Source organism: Paraburkholderia sp. BR14312 (genome assembly GCF_040948675.1).
Taxonomy (GTDB): Bacteria; Pseudomonadota; Gammaproteobacteria; order Burkholderiales; family Burkholderiaceae; genus Paraburkholderia; species Paraburkholderia nodosa_A.
Genome location: NZ_JBFPKI010000003.1, coordinates 564,815 through 583,384, shown reverse-complemented (window position 1 = coordinate 583,384; position 18,570 = coordinate 564,815). Strand labels below are relative to the sequence as shown.

Annotated in this window: 17 protein-coding genes and 1 pseudogene; 6 read left to right on the top strand and 12 right to left on the bottom strand. The window is 66.1% G+C overall.

Annotation, left to right across the window (positions count from 1 at the left end; all coding sequences use genetic code 11):
- Positions 1 to 9 precede the first annotated feature (9 nt).
- Positions 10 to 1,407 (bottom strand): aminopeptidase P N-terminal domain-containing protein, encoded by a 1,398-nt coding sequence (locus tag AB3X98_RS11850; protein ID WP_368605700.1) that lies wholly within the window; start codon positions 1,405 to 1,407, stop codon positions 10 to 12.
- 271 nt (positions 1,408 to 1,678) lie between these two features.
- Here AB3X98_RS11850 and AB3X98_RS11845 point away from each other — a divergent pair, with 271 nt between their 5' ends.
- Positions 1,679 to 2,290: a glutathione S-transferase C-terminal domain-containing protein gene (locus AB3X98_RS11845; protein ID WP_069268450.1), complete on the top strand. Its 612-nt coding sequence runs from the start codon at positions 1,679 to 1,681 to the stop codon at positions 2,288 to 2,290.
- A 95-nt stretch (positions 2,291 to 2,385) separates the two neighbouring features.
- On the opposite strand, the gene AB3X98_RS11840 is transcribed toward AB3X98_RS11845, so the two are convergent.
- The 3 genes from AB3X98_RS11840 to AB3X98_RS11830 all read right to left on the bottom strand — a co-directional run bounded on the left by AB3X98_RS11840 (position 2,386) and on the right by AB3X98_RS11830 (position 5,943).
- On the bottom strand, positions 2,386 to 3,993 hold the full coding sequence (locus AB3X98_RS11840) for an FMN-binding glutamate synthase family protein (RefSeq protein ID WP_069268451.1): 1,608 nt from the start codon (positions 3,991 to 3,993) through the stop codon (positions 2,386 to 2,388).
- A gap of 246 nt (positions 3,994 to 4,239) precedes the next feature.
- Complete coding sequence (mnmA, locus tag AB3X98_RS11835; RefSeq protein WP_368605669.1) at positions 4,240 to 5,436, bottom strand: tRNA 2-thiouridine(34) synthase MnmA; 1,197 nt, start codon at positions 5,434 to 5,436, stop codon at positions 4,240 to 4,242.
- A 12-nt stretch (positions 5,437 to 5,448) separates the two neighbouring features.
- Positions 5,449 to 5,943, bottom strand: coding sequence for an NUDIX hydrolase (locus AB3X98_RS11830; RefSeq protein WP_368605668.1), 495 nt, complete (start codon positions 5,941 to 5,943; stop codon positions 5,449 to 5,451).
- Positions 5,944 to 6,237: 294 nt separating this feature from the next.
- On the opposite strand from AB3X98_RS11830, the gene AB3X98_RS11825 reads away from it, so the two are divergent.
- From AB3X98_RS11825 to AB3X98_RS11815, 3 genes are read left to right on the top strand one after another with little or no spacing between them, the layout of a single operon-like run.
- Positions 6,238 to 7,389 (top strand): Re/Si-specific NAD(P)(+) transhydrogenase subunit alpha, encoded by a 1,152-nt coding sequence (locus AB3X98_RS11825; protein ID WP_368605667.1) that lies wholly within the window; start codon positions 6,238 to 6,240, stop codon positions 7,387 to 7,389.
- 17 nt (positions 7,390 to 7,406) lie between these two features.
- Entirely contained in the window at positions 7,407 to 7,736 is a 330-nt protein-coding gene (locus tag AB3X98_RS11820; RefSeq protein ID WP_028201972.1) for an NAD(P) transhydrogenase subunit alpha, read from the top strand.
- Between the two features lie 14 nt (positions 7,737 to 7,750).
- Positions 7,751 to 9,205 (top strand): NAD(P)(+) transhydrogenase (Re/Si-specific) subunit beta, encoded by a 1,455-nt coding sequence (locus AB3X98_RS11815; protein ID WP_368605699.1) that lies wholly within the window; start codon positions 7,751 to 7,753, stop codon positions 9,203 to 9,205.
- Positions 9,206 to 9,280: 75 nt separating this feature from the next.
- Here AB3X98_RS11815 and AB3X98_RS11810 read toward each other — a convergent pair.
- The 7 genes and pseudogenes from AB3X98_RS11810 to AB3X98_RS11780 all read right to left on the bottom strand — a co-directional run.
- Positions 9,281 to 9,973, bottom strand: a pseudogene (locus tag AB3X98_RS11810) (helix-turn-helix transcriptional regulator); the annotation flags it as partial.
- A 77-nt stretch (positions 9,974 to 10,050) separates the two neighbouring features.
- Complete coding sequence (locus AB3X98_RS11805) at positions 10,051 to 10,440, bottom strand: VOC family protein (RefSeq protein ID WP_028201975.1); 390 nt, start codon at positions 10,438 to 10,440, stop codon at positions 10,051 to 10,053.
- A 189-nt stretch (positions 10,441 to 10,629) separates the two neighbouring features.
- Positions 10,630 to 11,934, bottom strand: coding sequence for a class I SAM-dependent RNA methyltransferase (locus AB3X98_RS11800; RefSeq protein ID WP_368605666.1), 1,305 nt, complete (start codon positions 11,932 to 11,934; stop codon positions 10,630 to 10,632).
- 236 nt (positions 11,935 to 12,170) lie between these two features.
- Complete coding sequence (locus AB3X98_RS11795; protein ID WP_069268457.1) at positions 12,171 to 12,878, bottom strand: membrane integrity-associated transporter subunit PqiC; 708 nt, start codon at positions 12,876 to 12,878, stop codon at positions 12,171 to 12,173.
- Positions 12,875 to 14,488: an intermembrane transport protein PqiB gene (locus AB3X98_RS11790; RefSeq protein ID WP_368605665.1), complete on the bottom strand. Its 1,614-nt coding sequence runs from the start codon at positions 14,486 to 14,488 to the stop codon at positions 12,875 to 12,877. The genes AB3X98_RS11795 and AB3X98_RS11790 overlap by 4 nt, the downstream gene beginning before the upstream one ends.
- Positions 14,481 to 15,143 (bottom strand): paraquat-inducible protein A, encoded by a 663-nt coding sequence (locus AB3X98_RS11785; RefSeq protein ID WP_069268459.1) that lies wholly within the window; start codon positions 15,141 to 15,143, stop codon positions 14,481 to 14,483. The genes AB3X98_RS11790 and AB3X98_RS11785 overlap by 8 nt, the downstream gene beginning before the upstream one ends.
- Positions 15,140 to 15,949 carry a paraquat-inducible protein A gene (locus AB3X98_RS11780; protein ID WP_368605664.1) on the bottom strand — a complete coding sequence of 270 codons (810 nt, stop codon included), beginning with the start codon at positions 15,947 to 15,949 and terminating at the stop codon, positions 15,140 to 15,142. Before AB3X98_RS11780 ends, AB3X98_RS11785 begins: the two co-directional genes overlap by 4 nt.
- A gap of 358 nt (positions 15,950 to 16,307) precedes the next feature.
- On the opposite strand from AB3X98_RS11780, the gene AB3X98_RS11775 reads away from it, so the two are divergent.
- Together AB3X98_RS11775 and AB3X98_RS11770 are read left to right on the top strand one after the other, a co-directional pair.
- The gene (locus AB3X98_RS11775) at positions 16,308 to 16,907 is read left to right on the top strand and encodes a YceI family protein (RefSeq protein WP_342947666.1); all 600 of its coding nucleotides are present in this window, start codon (positions 16,308 to 16,310) and stop codon (positions 16,905 to 16,907) included.
- A gap of 42 nt (positions 16,908 to 16,949) precedes the next feature.
- Positions 16,950 to 17,519, top strand: coding sequence for a YceI family protein (locus AB3X98_RS11770; RefSeq protein ID WP_342947975.1), 570 nt, complete (start codon positions 16,950 to 16,952; stop codon positions 17,517 to 17,519).
- A gap of 98 nt (positions 17,520 to 17,617) precedes the next feature.
- Here the strand turns inward: AB3X98_RS11770 and secF are convergent, their stop codons facing one another.
- Positions 17,618 to 18,568 (bottom strand): protein translocase subunit SecF, encoded by a 951-nt coding sequence (gene secF, locus AB3X98_RS11765; protein WP_069268461.1) that lies wholly within the window; start codon positions 18,566 to 18,568, stop codon positions 17,618 to 17,620.
- Positions 18,569 to 18,570: the final 2 nt, after the last annotated feature.

The following is an 18,570-nucleotide window of genomic DNA, read 5'->3' as shown; positions in this document are numbered from 1 at the left end:
CCGTCTGCGTCAGGCGCCGCGTTGCGCGCCCTGCATGAGCGCTTCGATTTCATCGGCGGCAACGGGCACGCCGCGCGTGATCAGCTCGCAGCCCGTTTCGGTGACGATGGCGTCGTCCTCGATGCGGATGCCGATGTCCCAGTAGCGCTCGGGCACGTCCTCGGCCGCGCGGATGTAGAGACCCGGCTCGATCGTGAGCGTCATGCCGGCGCGCAGCGTGCGCCACGGCGGCGGGGCGTCGGGCTTTTCGGTGCTTGCCGCAACGCCGCGTTCCCTGTAATCGCCCGCGTCGTGCACATCCATGCCGAGCCAGTGCCCGGTGCGATGCATATAGAAGCGCGCGTAGGCGCGCTCGGTAATCACGTCGTCGACGCTCGCAAAGCGCTGCCGGTCGATGATGCCGGTATCGAGCAGCCCCTGCGCGAGTACGCGCACCGCGGCGTCATGCGGCGCCTCGAAATTCACGCCGGCGCGCGTGGCGTCGATCGCGGCCTGCTGCGCGGCGAGGACGATGTCGTACAGCTCGCGTTGCGCGCTCGTGAAGCGGCCGCTCGCGGGGAAGGTGCGGGTGATGTCCGAGGCATAGCCGTTCAACTCGCACGCGGCGTCCATCAGCACGAGGTCGCCTTCGCGCGCCACCGCGTTGCCCGCTGGGTAGTGCAGCACGCACGCGTTCGCGCCTGCCGCGACGATCGAGCCGTAGGCGGGCGCCTGCGCGCCGTGCTTGCGGAACGTGTAGAGCAACTCCGCCTCGATCTCGTACTCGCGCATGCCGGGCCGGCATGTCTGCATCGCGCGAACGTGCGCGAGCGCCGAAATTTTTGCGGCGCGGCGCATCGTGTCGAGTTCGTGCGCATCCTTGATCACGCGCATGTCGTCGAGCAGCGGCAGCAGGTCGTACGCGGCGGCCGGCGCCGTGACGCCGCTGCGCCCCTGCGCGCGCACCGCGTCGATCCAGCGCTTCACCTGCGCGTCGAAGCGATCGGAGGCCGCGAGCGCGTAGTGCAGCGCCGGACGGTTGGCGATGAACTGCGGGATACGCGCATCGAGTTCGTCGGCAGGAAACGCGGCGTCGAAGCCAAACGCTTCGCGCGCGGCGTCCGGACCGAAGCGAAAGCCTTCCCACGTTTCGCGCTCAACGTTCTTCGCGCGGCAGAACAGAATGGCGGCGGGCTGGTTCTCGCCCGCGTTCGCGTCGAGCACGAGCAGCGCCTCGGGCTCGGTGAAGCCGGTGAGGTAGTAGAAGTAGCTGTCGTGCCGATACGGATAGTCCGCGTCGCGATTGCGCAGCGCTTCGGGCGCGGTCGGCACGAGCGCGACACCGCCGCCCTGCGCACGCAGCGCTGCAAGCACACGTTCGCGGCGCGCGCGATAGAGCGCCGCGCCGCCGTCGGGGCCGCGCTGCATGTCGGCTGCGTCGGCCACGCTGGCCGCAGGTTGGGCTTCGCTCGAGGCGGCCGGGGCGCTTTGCTTGAGGGTCGAGTCCATCGTGAGATTGTAGCGCTGGCTACAAAGGCGCGCGCTGGCTCGCGGTGACCCCACCCGCGCGCCGCTATGGCCGGGTGTTGTCTCTTGCTGACATCATTTGTAGGAAAAATCCTGCACTGCAACAGACGGCGCGTCAGCAAATTACGAATCCAACGTATACTTCGGCCGGATTCCAGAAAAGGCAGGTGGTATGAAACTTATCGGTTCGCTCGGCAGCCCGTATGTCCGCAAGGCGCGGATCACGCTCGCCGAAAAGAAAATCGACTACAAGCTGGTGCTCGAAAACGTGTGGGGCGAGGAAACGGCGATTCACGATTTCAACCCGCTCGGCAAGGTTCCGTGTCTCGTGATGGATGACGGCGAGGCCGTGTTCGACTCGCGCGTGATCTGCGAGTACGTCGACATGCTCTCGCCCGTGGCCAAGCTCATTCCGCCCGCAGGACGTGAGCGCATTGAAGTGCGTTGCTGGGAGGCGCTCGCCGATGGCATGCTCGACGCCACCGTGCTGATCCGCCTCGAAGGCACGCAACGCACGCCGGAACAGCGCAACGAGGCGTGGGTGAAGCGCCAGGAGCGCAAGATCCACGAGAGCCTCGCCGCGATGGCCAAGGGGCTCGACGGCAACCCTTGGTGCGCGGGCAACCGCTACACGATCGCGGATATTGCCGTGGGCTGCGCACTCGGCTATCTCGACTTCCGCATGCCGGAGCTGAACTGGCGCGAGGCGCATCCGAATCTCGCGCGCCACTTCGAGAAGCTTTCGCAGCGTCAATCGTTCGTCGACACGGTGCCGCAAGGCTGACGTCCAGTCCATCTGCAACTGACGTGACTTAAACAAAACGCCCGACGGCATGGTGTGCCGTCGGGCGTTTTCGTTCAAGCCGCGGATCGCCTTCCTCAGACGATCTTTTCCTCGGCCGGCGCGAACGAATCGCTGCGTGCAACCGGCCACCACTTCTCGTACAGCTGATAGCGATAGCGGCCTTCGAGCAGATCGCCGGGCTTCAGGTACTTGAGCAGTTCCGACATCAGCTTCACTTCATACGACGACACGCGCCGCACGATGTGATGCGCGCGCAGATCCGATGGGCTCGCGAGACCCGCGGCCTGAATCAGCTCCTGCAGCGCGTGCAGCGTGTTGTGGTGGAAGTTGAAGACGCGCTCGCCCTTGTCCGGCACGTTCAGCGCGCGCTGGCGCACGGGGTCTTGCGTGGCGACGCCGGTGGGGCAGCGGTCCGAGTGGCACTTCTGCGCCTGGATGCAGCCCACGGCGAACATGAAGCCGCGCGCCGAGTTCACCCAGTCCGCGCCGATTGCGAGCGTGCGCGCGATATCGAACGCCGTGATGATCTTGCCGCTCGCACCGATCCTGATCTTGTCGCGCAGGCCGATGCCCACGAGCGTGTTGTGCACGAGAAGCAGCCCTTCCTGCAGGGGCGTGCCGATGTGATCGGTGAACTCGAGCGGCGCTGCGCCCGTGCCGCCTTCCGCGCCGTCCACGACAATGAAGTCGGGCAGGATGCCGGTTTCCAGCATCGCCTTGGCGATGCCGAAAAACTCCCACGGATGGCCGATGCACAGCTTGAAGCCCGTGGGTTTGCCGCCCGAGAGCTTGCGCAGGCGCTCGATGAATTCGAGCAGGCCGCGCGGCGTGGAGAACTCCGAATGGCGCGCCGGCGAGACGCAATCCTTGCCGATGGGAATGCCGCGGGTTTCGGCGATCTCGGGCGTGACCTTGGCCGCGAGCAGCATGCCGCCGTGGCCAGGCTTCGCGCCTTGCGAGAGCTTCACCTCGATCATCTTCACCTGCGGCTCGTTCGCGAGGCGCTGGAATTTTTCGGCGCTGAAGGTGCCGTCGTCGTTGCGGCAGCCGAAGTAGCCCGAGGCGATCTCCCAGATGATGTCGCCGCCATTTTCGCGGTGATATTTCGACATCGAGCCTTCGCCGGTGTCGTGCGCGAAGCCGCCTTTCTTCGCGCCCATATTGAGCGCGCGGATGGCATTCGCGGACAGCGCGCCGAAGCTCATCGCCGAGATGTTGAAGATCGACATCGAATACGGTTGCGCGCGGTTGGCGCCCACGAGCACGCGGAAGTCGCTGCCCGCGAGCTTCGTCGGCGCGAGCGAATGGCTGATCCACTCGTGGCCCACGGCCTTCACGTCGAGTTCGGTGCCGTACGGGCGGCTGTCCACAGCGTTCTTCGCGCGTTGGTAGACGAGGCTGCGCTGGGCGAGCGAGAACGGCTTTTCGTCGGTGTCGTCCTCGACGAAGTACTGGCGGATCTCGGGCCGCACGAACTCGAACAGGAAGCGCAGATGACCCCAGATCGGGTAGTTGCGCAGGATCGCGTGGCGCTCCTGGAACATGTCGTAGAGGCCGAGCGCGACGAGCAGCGCGGGCACGATCATGCAGTACCACGACAGGCGATGGAGCGCGGCAGCGGCGGCACAGGCCGCGAGCAGCAGCACCGCGCCCCACATGGCGAGATAACGTCGGGAAAACATTGGGGGGAACTCCTCGAACTTGATGTAATGCGCGCGCCTGCTCTCCTCTTGTGAAGGGGCGGCGCGCGTGAGCCGCGCGATTGCTGGGCGCGGCTTGCGGGAATGATGCCGCAAGTTCGTGAAACTGGCAGGCAAGCGGGCAGTGTCGTTCGAGCGGCCTGTGGGAGGCGTCGAAAGTCGGATAAAAAACGCGGCGCCCAGGGCGCCGCGCGGTGTTTTCTTACGTTTTGCCTGACGCAGCTTGCGTCACGCGGCCGTCGCCGCAGCAGGCTTCTTGCGCGGGACGCGCTTCCTTTTCTTCGGCGCTTCGGGCGGCAGCACGGCGGGCACGTGCGGCGCGAGTGTCGTTACCGCCTCGATGATGCCGCCGCCCAGGCAAACGTCGCCGTCGTAGAGCACCGCCGACTGGCCGGGCGTCACGGCCCATTGCGCGTCGGGAAAACGCAGCGTGAACTGGCCCGCGCCGAATTCGTCTGCGGTATGGAACGAGCAGGGCGCATCGGCCTGGCGATAGCGCGTTTTCGCGCCGCATGCATGGTCCTGCGCCGGCGGCTCGCCCGCCACCCAGCTCACGTTGCCTGCGCGCAGCTCGTGCGCGAGCAGCCACGGATGATCGTGGCCCTGCACGACGTAGAGCGTGTTCGAGGCCATGTCCTTGCCCGCCACGAACCACGGATCGCCGCTGCCGTCCTTGCTGCCGCCAAGGCCAATGCCCTTGCGTTGCCCGAACGTGTAGAACGCGAGGCCGATATGCTCGCCGACCACCTTGCCGTCGGGCGTCATCATCGGGCCGGGTTGGGTCGGCAGATAGCGGTTGAGGAAGTCGCGGAACGGCCGCTCGCCGATGAAGCAGATTCCTGTGGAATCCTTCTTTTTCGCGTTCGGCAGGCCGATCTTTTCGGCGATCTCGCGCACCTTCGTTTTGGGGATCTCGCCGAGCGGGAACATCGTCTTCGAAAGCTGCGCCTGGTTCAGGCGATGCAGGAAGTACGACTGATCTTTCGTGTGGTCGAGCGCCTTCAGCAGTTCGAAGCTTCCGTTGCCCTCGTTCTGGCGCACGCGGGCGTAGTGGCCCGTGGCGATCGTTTCCGCGCCGAGCGACATGGCGTGGTCGAGAAAGGCCTTGAACTTGATCTCGGCGTTGCACAGCACGTCCGGGTTCGGCGTGCGCCCCGCGGAATACTCGCGCAGGAACTCCGCGAACACGCGGTCCTTGTATTCGGCGGCGAAGTTCACGGCCTCGACGTCGATGCCGATCAGGTCCGCGACCGACACCACGTCGATCCAGTCCTGACGCGTCGAGCAGTACTCGCCGTCGTCGTCGTCTTCCCAGTTCTTCATGAAGAGACCGACGACGTCGAATCCCTGCTCCTTGAGCAGCCATGCGGTAACCGACGAATCGACGCCGCCCGACATGCCTACTACGACCTTACGTTTGCTCATTTCGTTGCTGCCTTAGTTCATCCTGGGTGCTGCCTTCGGTGCCGTCGCGTGCGTCTGGATGAAATCCAGCGGCACGCGCTTGCCGGCGAGGTAATCGTCGACACAGCGCATCACGAGCGGCGTGCGATGGCGCTCGCTTGCCGCGCGCATCTCGTCAACGCTCATCCACACCGTGCAGACGATATCCGGGTCGAGCGCGCGGTCTTCCGCCTCGGCTGCGACTCTGCCGCAGTACGTGAAGCGCACGTACGTCGCGCCGCTCTCGCCGGGCTTGCCGAAGTGCGTCATATACACGCCGACCAGCGCTTCGGGCGTGAACGCATGTGCGGTTTCCTCGAGCGTTTCGCGCACTACGGCCTCGTGCAGCGTTTCGCCGGCTTCCAGATGGCCGGCGGGCTGGTTCAGACGCAGTCCAGATGGCGTGTGCTCTTCGACGAGTAGAAAGCGCCCGTCGCGCTCGACGATCGCGGCCACGGTGACGTGGGGTGCCCAGGTTTCCTCATTCATGGGCCGGTATTTTACCGGGACGGCGCGAACGCTGCCCGGGGCCGGATCTGGCCCCAGAGGGCACTTGCCCGGCTCGGCTGGCACTGCCGACCGTCCGGTCGGACGACACGGCGTGTTGTGTGCATCGCACAAAAACGGGCAATTCCTGCTACAAAGGCGTCGCTGCTTTCGGTTAAAGTGGTGCCGTCGTTTGCCGTTGCAATGGATGCCGGCGCTTGAACGCCGTTTGTCGGCCTCCCTTCGCTCGATTCGAGCCAGAACAGCTAGAACAAGAAGGTCGAGGAGGAAACAACGATGCATATCGGAGTGCCCGCAGAGACGCGGGCGAACGAAACCCGCGTGGCCGCGACGCCGGAGACAGTCAAGAAATACGTCGCCCAGGGCCATACGGTCACGATCCAGGCCGGCGCCGGCACTGGCGCGAGCTATCCCGACGAGGCCTACACGGCCGTGGGCGCGCAGGTCGCCGATGCGGCAACGGCCTTTGGCGCGGATCTCGTGCTCAAGGTCCAGTCGCCCACCGTCAGCGAATTGCCGTTCATGAAGCGCGGCGCGGTGCTGGTCGGCATGCTCGATCCCTTTAATGCGGAAAACGCCGCGAAACTCGCCGAGGCTGGCGTGACGGCCTTCGCGCTCGAAGCCGCGCCGCGTACCACGCGCGCGCAGAGCCTCGACGTGCTGTCGTCGCAGGCCAACATCGCCGGGTACAAGGCGGTGCTCGTGGCCTCGAACCTCTATCCGCGCTTCATGCCGATGCTCATGACCGCCGCCGGCACCGTGAAAGCCGCGCGGGTGCTGATTCTCGGCGCGGGCGTGGCGGGCCTGCAGGCCATCGCCACGGCGCGGCGCCTGGGCGCGGTGATCGAGGCCTCGGACGTGCGCCCGGCCGTGAAGGAGCAGATCGAGTCGCTCGGCGGCAAATTCCTCGACGTGCCCTACGAAACCGATGAGGAGCGCGAAGCGGCCGTCGGCGTGGGCGGCTATGCCCGGCCCATGCCGCCGTCGTGGCTCTCGCGCCAGTCGGCGCTGGTGCACGAGCGCGCGAAGCAGGCGGACATCATTATCTCGACCGCGCTGATTCCGGGCCGCGACGCGCCGACGCTGCTGCCTTCGGAAACCGTGCAGGCGATGAAGCCGGGGTCGGTGGTGATCGACCTCGCGGCAGGACGCGGTCCCGTTGCGGACGAGGCAAGCGGCCGACGCGGCGGCAACTGCCCGCTCACGGAGGCCGACAAGGTGGTGACGCACCACGGCGTGCAGATCTGCGGCTACACGAACCTCGCCTCGATGGTCGCCGCCGACGCCTCCGCGCTCTACGCGCGCAACCTGCTCGACTTCCTGAAGCTCATCGTCACGAAGGAAGCCACGCTCAACATCGATCTCGCGGACGACATCGTCGCGGCCACGCTGCTGGCCCGCGACGGCCAGGTCACGCGCAAGGCATGACGAGGAGGAGAACAAGAATGGAAGTCATCAACCATACCGTCATCAACCTGATCATCTTCGTGCTGGCCGTGTACGTGGGCTATCACGTGGTCTGGAACGTCACGCCCGCGCTGCATACGCCGCTCATGGCCGTGACCAACGCGATTTCCGCAATCGTGATCGTCGGCGCGATGCTCGCCACGGGCCTGACCGTCGGCGGACCGGGCAAGTTCTTCGGCACCTTCGCCGTGCTGCTCGCGGCCGTGAACGTGTTCGGCGGGTTCCTCGTCACACGGCGAATGCTGGAGATGTTCCGCAAGAAGGAGCCGAAAAAGCTCTCCGCCCCTGGCAGCAAGGAGGGCGCATGATGGGGCTGAACTTCGTGAGTATGAACGTCGTTACGCTGCTTTATCTGGTGGCGTCGGTCTGCTTCATCCAGGCGCTCAAGGGGCTGTCGAATCCGAAGAGCGCGCGCGCCGGCAACGTGTTCGGCATGGTCGGTATGGCCATCGCCATTCTCACGACCCTTGCGCTGATCGTGAAGGAGTCCGCACAGTTCGGCTCGAACCTCGGCCTGGGGCTTGCGCTGTTGTTCGCGGCGCTCGTGGTGGGCGGCGGCCTCGGAGCGTACGTCGCCGCGCGCGTCGAGATGACGAAGATGCCCGAACTCGTCGCGGCCATGCACTCGCTGATCGGTCTGGCGGCGGTGTGCATCGCGTATGCGGTGGTCTCCGAACCGGCCGCGTTCGGACTGGTTGCAGAAGACGCGCCGTATCCGGGCTTCCTGCCGTACGGCAACCGTATCGAACTCTTTATCGGTACGTTCGTCGGTGCGATCACCTTCTCGGGTTCCGTGATCGCCTTCGGCAAGCTCTCCGGGAAGTACAAGTTCCGCCTGTTCCAGGGCGCGCCAGTGGTCTATCCGGGCCAGCATCTGATCAACCTGATGCTCGCGCTCGGCATGATCGGCTTCGGCGTCCTGTTCTTCCTCACGCAGTCGTGGCTGCCGTTCATCATCATGACGCTGATCGCGTTCGCGCTGGGCGTGCTCATCATCATCCCGATCGGCGGCGCTGACATGCCCGTGGTCGTGTCGATGCTGAACTCGTACTCGGGCTGGGCGGCGGCGGGCATCGGCTTCTCGCTGAACAACGCCATGCTGATCATCGCGGGGTCGCTCGTGGGTTCTTCCGGCGCGATCCTCTCGTACATCATGTGCCACGCGATGAACCGCTCGTTCTTCAACGTGCTGCTGGGCGGCTTCGGCGGCGAGGCGGGTGCGGCGGCGGCAGGCGGCGCGCAGGAGCAGCGTCCGGTGAAGTCGGGTTCGGCTGACGACGCCGCGTTCATGCTCGGCAACGCCGAGAGCGTGGTGATCGTCCCCGGTTATGGCCTTGCGGTGGCACGCGCGCAGCATGCGCTGAAAGAACTCACGGACAAACTCGTGGAGAAGGGCGTGGACGTGCGTTACGCGATTCACCCGGTGGCGGGCCGCATGCCGGGCCACATGAACGTGCTGCTCGCGGAAGCCGAGGTGCCGTACGACATGGTGTTCGAAATGGAGGACATCAACAACGAGTTCGGCCAGACCGACGTGGTGCTGGTGCTCGGCGCGAACGACGTGGTGAACCCGGCGGCGAAGAACGATCCGAAGTCGCCGATCGCGGGCATGCCGATCATCGAGGCGTACAAGGCGCGCACGATCATCGTGAACAAGCGCTCGATGGCGGCCGGCTACGCGGGCCTCGACAACGAACTCTTCTACATGGATAAAACCATGATGGTGTTCGGCGACGCGAAGAAGGTGATCGAGGAGATGGTGAAGGCGGTGGAGTAAGCGCGGCTCGCATCAGACCCACGCGAAAGGCGCGCAGCGATGTGCGCCTTTTTCATTTGCGGCTGTGCTGAGCGCTCAGAGCGAAGGCGCATTCACGCGGCGCAGATAGTCGGCGAGGCGCCGCCCGCTCACATCGGGAAACTGCTCGAGCACTTCCACGTTCTCCATGCGCGCGATGTTGAAATTGCGGAAGTCCTCGCGCATTTCGCACCAGGCGCCCACGGTCCATTGCGCGCCCCAGTACACGAGCCCGAGCGGCCAGATGCGCCGCTGCGTATGCGCGCCGATGCGGTCGCAGTACGCGAAGCGCACGACGAGCCGCGTGTCGACGGCGCGATGCAGCGCGTCGAGCTTGTCCGAAAACGCGTGATCCATGTGATACGCGGGCGCGAACACGGCAAGCCGTTCCAGCACGGCGCGCTTTTCCGCGGGCATCGCGGCGGCGATCTTCGCCAGCGCGCCGCGTGCGCCGCTCGCGAGCGCCGCGCCGCCCCACGATTCGGCCATGCGCGCGCCCACCGCGAGCGCGGTGAGTTCGTCGGCGGTGAAGGTGAGCGGCGGCAGACTCGCGGTGCGCGCGAGCCGGTAGCCAATGCCCGCCTCGCCCTCGATCGGCACGCCCGAGAGCTGCAGGTCGCGCACGTCGCGATAAACCGTGCGCGGCGAAACTTCGAGCCATTCTGCGAGCTGCTGCGCCGTGGTGAGACGCCGGCCGCGCAGCAGTTCGGCGATGCGAAAAAGGCGGTCGGCACGGCGGGTCATGGCAGGGCAGTCGCGAAGGCGGGCGCGGTGACGGGGATAAGCACAGATGATAGCGCCGGGCGCGCGTGGCGCCCGGCCGCGGCTTAGCCGAGCTTCGGCGCGTGCAGACCGACGCGGTTGCCTTCGGTATCGATGAAGAAGCCGATATAGCCGTAATTGTTCGGCAACTCCACCGCTGGCCCTTGCTGCTTGCCGCCGGCTTTTTGCACACGGTCGAGCACGGCGGTGACCGATGGCTGCGCGTTCAGATACACGAGCACGCCCTTCGGGTCGGGCTTGGCGTCATGCGGATTGAACACGATGCAGCCGCCGGTTTCCGTATCGGTGTGAGCGAACAGCGCCATCGGCACGCCGCCGACCACCTCGCGCTGCAGCGCGGTGTCGAAGGCGGTTTCGTAAAAACGGGCGGCACGCTCCAGGTCGTGCGCGGGAATTTCGAACCACGAGATCACACGGGACAGATCGGTAGACACGGTGCAGCTCCTCGAAGACAACGGCGGACGTTGAATGGCGGCAGCCGGGCGGCGGCAGCCTCGCCGGATGGCGTAGAAGCAGTGTGCCAGGGGGCTGCTGACAGCGTGTTGTCAGTAGGTTTGACGCGCCGTGACGGGCGAGTCGAGGCGGCGGGTGGGAAGGCCACCCGCCGTGCGCGTTTGCCAATGTCAGCTGGCGTCGTCGCTGCTGGCGGCGGGGTTCGCTGGACGCTGGCGCACGCTGCCCGCGATCAGGTCGAAGCGGAACAGGCGGCATTCGAGCGCGCCGTTGTAGAGCGGCGTCTTGGCAGCTTCGCGCAGGCGCAGCTGGCCTGGCAGCTTGCGGTCCGACGTGAGAACGAACGCGCGCCAGCCCGTGAAGCGCTGCTTGAGCGCGTCGCCGAGCGCCTGGAAGAACTCGGCGTCGGGCGCCTCGTCCTTGGCGCGGCGAAAGCCTTCGTCGTCGTCGCCGCGCAGCTCGCGCGCCGTCGGGCGCGCCTCGCCGCGCGCGTTGCGCCCGCGCACCTCGATACGCTCGCCGTACGGCGGATTCGCCACGAGAATGCCGGGCGCAGCCGAGGGAGGCGTCATGTTGCGCGCGTCGAGCTGCTTGAGCGTCACGCTGCCAAAGCCCGCGCGCTTGAAGTTCGCACGCGCCTTTTCCAGCATGACATCGGAGATGTCGCTGCCGTAGATCAGCAGATCGCTGGTCTTGCTCTGCGCGAGATTGCGCGCCGTGTTCGCCTCGCTCCTGAGGTGCCGCCAGGCGGCCATGTCGGCCTGCTTGAGCGACTCGAAGCCGAAGCGGCGATCGAGTCCCGGCGCGATGTCGAGCGCGACTTGCGCGGCTTCCGCGAGGAAGGTGCCGCTGCCGCACATCGGGTCATAGAGCGGCGTGCCGGGCGTCCAGCCCGTGAGGCGCAGGATGCCCGCGGCGAGGTTCTCGCGGAGCGGGGCGGCGCCCTTGTCCAGACGCCAGCCGCGCTTGAAGAGCGGCTCGCCCGAGGTGTCGAGATAGAGCGTGCATTCGTTCGCCGTGAGGAAGGCGAAGACGCGCACATCGGGATAGGCGGTATCGACACTCGGACGCGCACCGGCCTTGTCGCGCATGCGGTCGCAGATCGCGTCCTTCACGCGCAACGTGGCGAATTCGAGGCTGCGCAGCGGCGACTTGATCGCGGTGATGTCGATGCGGATCGTCTCGTTCGCCGAGAACCACTTCTCCCACTGCTGCTCGCGCGCGAGCGCATAGATGTCCTGTTCGCTGCGGTACGGGCGCTGGGCGATCTTCATGAGCACGCGGCTCGCAATGCGCGAATGGAGGTTGGCGGCGATGCCGCCGGCCCAGTTGCCGCGGAAATGCACGCCGCCGGGCACCTCGGCGCCGACCTGAAGTGCGCCGGGCGGCAGGCGCCGTTGCGCGGTTTCGGCCAGTTCGGCGGCGAGCGTGGCTTCGAGGCCGCGCGGGCAGGGGGCAAAGAAATCGAAAGACATGAAGGAGGATGGGACGCTGCGGGGAAGGCGCTATTGTACGCGGGTTGCGGGAGCGGCCAGGCGTGCATGCCGCCAGCGCCGCTGGAGACCGCTCGATAGCCGCACCTGGCCGCCATTTGCCTCGTCGCGGACGCCTCCTCCAAGAGCGTGACGTGCGGACCTTTATCGGCTCTGGATCGCCTTTGGGGCGTGGCGATCAGGTGCGCCGCAGACTCGCCTCAGCAAAAAACGCCGCCTCAGCCGCCGGCGGCCGCCATCTGCGGACACGCGATGCTCGCCGCCGTCTTCGCACGCACACCAGCCTTCGTGCCATTCGAGGCCACACTCACGCGCGGCGCGGCCGCGAGCGCGCGCACGCCGCTCGCGATCGACTGCGAGAGCGCCTCGACCGCCTGCCGGTGGCCGATGACGAGCGCGTCGTAGCCGTCGCCCACCTTCTCGTTGAGCACGCTGCGGCAGGTCAGGACCGTTTGCGTGTCGAGCGCGCGCACGCTCCACACGGCGTCGATGAGCGCGTGCGAGCCCGGCCACGATTCGAAGCGCTGCACGTTCACGCTCACGCGATAGACGGGCACGCCCTCGGGATGCGGCGAGCCGTACACGTCGATGGTGCCGAGCTGCTGCGTGAGGTCGCCCGAGAGCGCCCGGCGGATCTCGTCGCCGGGCATCGAGGACCAGCGCTCCTGCTCGAGTACGCGCACCTGGTTGGCGTCGGTTTGCACGACGAACTGTGCCTTTGCGACCTGCGGCGGCACGTCGACAGGCGCCAGTTCGATCAGCCATTGGGCGTTGCCCGCGCTCGGCGCGGCCGCGGCGGTGCGACCCGTGTCGTCGCTCGGGCTGAGCGTGTAGAACCGGCTGGCGGGCGAACTGCAGCCCGCCAGCGCGGCGGCTATGACCAGCGCGCCGAGCGCGGCAAGGGCGGGGACGCGTCGGAACGTCATGGCTTGTCTCCAGATTTGCCGCGCAGCAGCGATTCGGGATGGCGCTCCAGGTAATCGGAGAGCGCGTTGAGCGATTGCAGCGTACGCGTGAGTTCCTGCATCGCCTGGTGCACGTCGGACTGCAGCGGCGAATCTTGCTGCAGCGTGGACTGCGCAGCGTTGAAGGTCTTCTGCGCCTGGTCGAGCGTGCCTTGCAGCTGCGGCAGGATCTGATCGTTCACCTTGCCGAACAGCTGGTTGGCGTTCTTGAGCGAGTCGTTCAGGTTGTTGCCGATCTTGTCGAACGGAATCTGATCGAGCTTCTTCGCAATGTCCGCGACCTGCAGCTGCAGTTCTTCGAGCGAGTTCGGCACCGTGGGCAGCTCGAGCGGGTCGTGGTTGAAGTCGACCGTCGCGGGGCCCGCCTTCGGGAAGATGTCGAGCGCGATGTAAAGCTGACCCGTGATCAGGTTGCCGGTGCGCAACTGGCCGCGCAGGCCGCGCGCGACGAGCCGCTTGATCAGCTCCTCGCTTTGCGGCGTATGCGGCGCGGGCGCTTCGCCGCGGATGCGGCGCGACAGGCGCAGCGGATAGAGGTCGATCGTCACTGGCATCGTGAAGTTGTGCTGTTTCGGGTCGTATTCGATCCCGATGTCGGTGACCTGGCCGAGCGCGATGCCGCGGAAATCGACCGCCGCACCCACCGAAAGGCCGCGCAACGACTGATTGAAGTACATGACCACGCGTTGCGGCGCACCGTCCGGCTCGCGCATTGCCTCAGCCTCGTCGGAGGCCAGCGCGAAGGTGGCGCTGTCGGGCGCCTGGGGGCCCATGGACTGCCCGGGCGGAGCCTGGAACGCGAGGCCGCCCACCACGATCGTGGCGAGGGATTGCGTGTTGACCTTGATGCCGTTCGAATCGAGCTGCACGTTCACGCCGCTCGCGTGCCACCAGCGCGTGTTGGTGCCCACGTACTGGTCGAAGGGCGCGCTCACGAACACCTGCACCGTCACGCCGGTGCCGTCCTTGTCGAGCGAATAGCCCGTCACCTGGCCGACCTGGATGCGCCGGTAGAAGATCGGCGTGCCGATGTCGAGCGAGCCGAGCGTCGCACTGTGCAGGATATAGCGATGGCCCTTCTCGTCGATGGTCACGGCAGGCGGCGCCTCCAGCCCGACGAAGTCGCTTTGCGACTCCTGCGAGCGGCCCGCGTCCGCGCCGATATACGAGCCCGAGAGCAGCGTGGTGAGGCCCGAGACGCCGCTTGCACCCACGCGGGGGCGCACGACCCAGAAGCGGCTGTCCTTCACGGCGAAGCGTTCGGCGTCCTTGGTGAGTTCGACCGTAACGATCACATGCGAAAGGTTGGGCGAGAGCTTGATGGCGCGCACCGAGCCGATGTCCACGTCCTTGTACTTGACCTTGGTCTTGCCGGGCTCGAGTCCTTCGGCGCTCACGAAGCTGATCGTGATGGTCGGGCCGCGCGTGGCGACCGACTTCACGACGAGCGCCACGCCGATCAGCGCCGCGACGATCGGCACGATCCAGACGAGCGAGGGCAGCCAGCGCCGCGGCTTGACGATCTCCGGCTCCGGCAGATTGGGCGGGGTCGGTCCTTTCGGACTATTCATGGGGTTGATCCTGTGTGTGTTGCGCAGGTTTGTGTTTGTCTTCGTCCACCGGATCCCAGATCAAGCGCGGATCGAACTGCATCGAGGCGATCATCGTCAGGATCACGACCGAGCCGAACGCGATCGCGCCGGGGCCCGCCGTGATGACCGCAAGGGACTGGAAGCGTACCAGCGCCACGGTTAGCGTGACAACGAACACGTCGAGCATCGACCAGCGCCCGATGAATTCGACGAGCCGGTAGAGCTTCGTGCGTTCCACGGGCCGCCAGGTCGAGCCGCGCTGCGAGGTGAACGCGAGCAGCGCGAGCACCGATAGCTTGAGCATCGGCACGAGAATACTGGCGATAAAGACGATCACGGCAAGCGGCCAGTCGCCCGAGGTCCAGAAGTAGACCACGCCGCTCATGATGGTGTCGTCCTCTTCGCCGACGAGCGAGGTCGTATGCATCACGGGCAGCAGGTTCGCGGGGATGTAGAGCAGCGCCGCGGCAATCAGGAGCGCCCACGTACGCATGATGCTGTCCGGGTTGCGCTCGTGCATGGGCGAGCCGCAGCGTGCGCAGCGCACGTGGCCCCGCGCGCGCACATGCGCCTGCACGTGCCCGCAGGCGTGGCAGGAGATGTAGCCGGCGTCGCTGGCGGTCTGGTATTTCATCGGGGCCCCTTGGGCAGCGGGCGGCCGCGCGGCGCTGCCGGGTCTTGCGCGCCTGTACCGGGCTCGCGGATCTCGGGCTCGGAGAGCGGGTGCGCCGGTGACGGCGAGGCGGGCGAATGCGGCGTGTGCGGTCCGCCCGAGCCGGCGTCGCCGGCGAGGCCGCCCGGACCCGCACTGCCCCCGCGGGCCGCGCGGGCGGCGTCGCGCAGGCCGTCGGCAATGTCCCAGAGCGTGCGCGCATCGAATGTGACGACCACGGTGAACATCAGCGTGAGCGCGCCGAAGGCGAAGAGCGCGGTTTCGGGAATCACCCGCGCGAGGCTCACCATTTTCACGATGGTGATGAGCACGCCCAGCATGAAGACCTCGAGCATGCCCCAGGGCCGCACGAACTGGATGCAGCGCAGCACGTAGTCGAAGCCCGGGGGAATGAAGCCGCGCCGCACAGGCAGCAGGACGTAAAGCAGCGCTACCATCTCCGTGAGCGGAAAGAGGATGGTTGCGCAGAACACGATCACCGCGATGATCTCCATGTCCTCGTGCCACAGCACTACGAGGGCGCCGAACAGGCTCGACTCCGTAGTGATGCCGTTCGCATCGAGCTCGATGATCGGGAACGACTGGGCGATGATGAAGGTGACGAGCGCCGCGAGCGTGATGGCGCAGATGCGGTCGAGCTGGGACGCGGCGCTGCTGTAGAGCGTGGCGCCGCAGCGCGAGCAACGCGCTGACTGGCGGCCGAGCAGCCGCGGTTTGCGGTAGAGCGCGTCGCAATCGTGACACGCGATCAGTTTGTCCTGGGCCATGCGGGCAGGTGTTGCAAAACGACGTGAACGAAGGACGCGCTGCGGCGGCACACAGGCCGAAAGGTGCCGACAGCGCTTCGCGCCATGTTACCAAACGCGCCCGGCGGCGTGCCGGAACGAGCCGCGGGCCCCGCACGGGGCGGCTGCCGGAGCTGCGAACGGGCTGCGAACGGGCTGCGAAGTGTGCCACGTTTGTGCCGTGAGCGTGTGCGAGCCCGGCGGGGACCCGGCCCTTATCTCCAGATGTTTGCAGTCACCCAATTTGGACTATCTTTCGGGCATGGAGCATGCATGGCTGCGCAAGGTGGCCGCTGCCCATCCACGAAGTCAATGACTACGCAATCAAAGCGAGACGATCATGGAAGCCTTGTCGAGGTGGATTCGTTCTTACCGGTGGCGCCCAGCGGTCGGGGCCGCGGCAGTGTGGGCCGGCGCGGCTGCGGCGCTGCTCGCGGGCGCAGCCGCGCATGCGCAGCTCGACGCGGCGAAGAGTACGATCGTCGCTGTCTCGCGCCAGATGAACGTGCCGGTCCAGGGCAGCTTCACGAAGTTCGACGCGCAGATCGCCTTCGATCCGGCCAAACCCGCGGGCGGCAGCGCGAAGATCACGGTCGACACGGCGAGCTATGATCTGGGCGACCCGACCTACAACGATTCGGTGCACGGACCCGAATGGTTCGACGCGAAGACGTTCCCGCAGGCAACGTTCGTCTCGACGGCCATCGCGCCGACCGCGACGAACCAGTACAGCGTGAGCGGCAAACTGACGATCAAGGGGCACACGCAGAACGTGGCCGTGCCCGTCGTGCTCACGCAGCAGGGCGGGACGCAGACTTTCGACGGCACGTTGCCGATCCACCGGCTCGCCTTCGACATCGGCACCGGCGAGTGGAAGGACACCTCAATTGTGGCCGACGAAGTGCTCATCAAATTTCACATCGTCGTCGCGCACAAGTAGAGCGACGACCCCGAGGAGGCGCTTTTGAACAAGCTCGTACTGATGGCCGCAGGCTGCGCCGTGTCGCTCGCCGCTCTGATGACGCAAGCCTCGCACGCCGCCGATACTTACCAGCTCGATCCGAATCACACGTTTCCGAGCTTCGAAGCCGACCACTTCGGCGGTCTGTCCACGTGGCGCGGGAAGTTCACGAAGACCACGGGCATGGTCACGCTGGACCGCGCGGCGAAGACGGGCACCGTAGACGTGACGATCGATCCGGCGTCGATCCAGACCGGCAATCCGCAGCTCGACCAGCATCTGGTCGGCGACGACTTTCTCGATGTCGCGAAGTACCCCACGGCCACCTACAAGGGCACGCGCATCGTCTTCAATGGCGATACGCCCAAGGAGGTGATCGGCGACTTCACCCTGCACGGCGTGACGCGGCCGCTCAAGCTCGAGATCGCGTCGTTCAAATGCATGCAGCACCCCGTGCTCAAGCGCGAGGTATGCGGCGTGGAGGCCGAAGCCGCATTCAACCGCGACGACTTCGGCATGGACTCGGGCAAGAAGTACGGCTTCCAGATGAAGACCACGCTGCATATCCAGGCCGAAGGGATCAAGCAGTAGGCAAGCGCGGCGGCGCGGCGAAAGCCGTTGCGTTGCGCAGGCACGAAAAAAAAGCCGGTTCGCAAGAACCGGCTTTTTTTTTTTTGCTGGTGCGCCGCTTACACCTGCGCGCCCGCGTTCGGATCGTTCGGATCGAACTTTTCCTTCTTGTCCTTGATGAGGTCTTCGCGTTTCACGCCGAGCCACATGGCGAGCGCCGCGGCAACGAACACCGACGAGTAGATGCCGAAGAGAATACCCACCGTCAGCGCCAGGGCGAAGTAGTGCAGCGTCGGGCCGCCGAAGAAGAACATCGAGAGCACCATCATCTGCGTACAGCCGTGGGTGATGATGGTTCGCGACATCGTACTGGTGATCGCGTGGTTGATGACTTCGGTCACGCTCATCTTGCGCTCGCGCCGGAAGGTCTCGCGAATCCGGTCGAAGATAACGACCGATTCGTTGACCGAGTAGCCGAGCACGGCGAGCACGGCCGCGAGCACCGAGAGCGAGAACTCCCACTGGAAGAACGCGAAGAAGCCCAAAATGATCACGACGTCGTGCAGGTTCGCGATCACGCCGGCCACGGCGTACTTCCATTCGAAGCGGAACGACAGGTAGATGACGATGCCCGCCACCACGCAGGCGAGCGCGAGCAGGCCGTCGGTGGCGAGTTCCTTGCCGACCTGCGGGCCGACGAACTCCACGCGCTGCAGCTGCACCTGCGGCTCAGCCGCCTTGAGCGTGGACATCACCTGGTCGCTCTGCTGCGCGGAGCTCAGGCCCTGCTTGAGCGGCAGGCGGATCAGCACGTCGCGCGAAGTGCCGAAGTTCTGCACCTGGGCGTCGCCGTAGCCGATCTTCGTGAGCGAGTCGCGCAGCGGCTCGAGCGGCACCGCCTGCGGATACTGCACTTCAATGACCGTGCCGCCCGTGAATTCGATCGACAGGTGCAGGCCACGGTGGAAGAGGAAGAACACCGCCGCGATGAAGGTAAGAAGCGAGATCGCGTTGAAGATCAACGCGTGCTTCATGAACGGGATGTCCTTGCGGATGCGGAAAAATTCCATGT

Excerpts from the sequence above, each read along its gene's own strand:
- AB3X98_RS11845 (WP_069268450.1), top strand. The coding sequence starts at position 1,679 with ATGAAACTTATCGGTTCGCTCGGCAGCCCGTATGTCCGCAAGGCGCGG.
- AB3X98_RS11840 (WP_069268451.1), bottom strand. The coding sequence starts at position 3,993 with ATGTTTTCCCGACGTTATCTCGCCATGTGGGGCGCGGTGCTGCTGCTC.
- AB3X98_RS11830 (WP_368605668.1), bottom strand. The coding sequence starts at position 5,943 with ATGAATGAGGAAACCTGGGCACCCCACGTCACCGTGGCCGCGATCGTC.
- AB3X98_RS11790 (WP_368605665.1), bottom strand. The coding sequence starts at position 14,488 with ATGAATAGTCCGAAAGGACCGACCCCGCCCAATCTGCCGGAGCCGGAG.
- AB3X98_RS11820 (WP_028201972.1), top strand. The coding sequence starts at position 7,407 with ATGGAAGTCATCAACCATACCGTCATCAACCTGATCATCTTCGTGCTG.
- AB3X98_RS11780 (WP_368605664.1), bottom strand. The coding sequence starts at position 15,949 with ATGGCCCAGGACAAACTGATCGCGTGTCACGATTGCGACGCGCTCTAC.
- AB3X98_RS11785 (WP_069268459.1), bottom strand. The coding sequence starts at position 15,143 with ATGAAATACCAGACCGCCAGCGACGCCGGCTACATCTCCTGCCACGCC.
- mnmA (WP_368605669.1), bottom strand. The coding sequence starts at position 5,436 with ATGAGCAAACGTAAGGTCGTAGTAGGCATGTCGGGCGGCGTCGATTCG.
- AB3X98_RS11800 (WP_368605666.1), bottom strand. The coding sequence starts at position 11,934 with ATGTCTTTCGATTTCTTTGCCCCCTGCCCGCGCGGCCTCGAAGCCACG.
- AB3X98_RS11795 (WP_069268457.1), bottom strand. The coding sequence starts at position 12,878 with ATGACGTTCCGACGCGTCCCCGCCCTTGCCGCGCTCGGCGCGCTGGTC.
- AB3X98_RS11850 (WP_368605700.1), bottom strand. The coding sequence starts at position 1,407 with ATGCAGCGCGGCCCCGACGGCGGCGCGGCGCTCTATCGCGCGCGCCGC.
- secF (WP_069268461.1), bottom strand. The coding sequence starts at position 18,568 with ATGGAATTTTTCCGCATCCGCAAGGACATCCCGTTCATGAAGCACGCG.
- AB3X98_RS11825 (WP_368605667.1), top strand. The coding sequence starts at position 6,238 with ATGCATATCGGAGTGCCCGCAGAGACGCGGGCGAACGAAACCCGCGTG.
- AB3X98_RS11775 (WP_342947666.1), top strand. The coding sequence starts at position 16,308 with ATGGAAGCCTTGTCGAGGTGGATTCGTTCTTACCGGTGGCGCCCAGCG.
- AB3X98_RS11770 (WP_342947975.1), top strand. The coding sequence starts at position 16,950 with ATGGCCGCAGGCTGCGCCGTGTCGCTCGCCGCTCTGATGACGCAAGCC.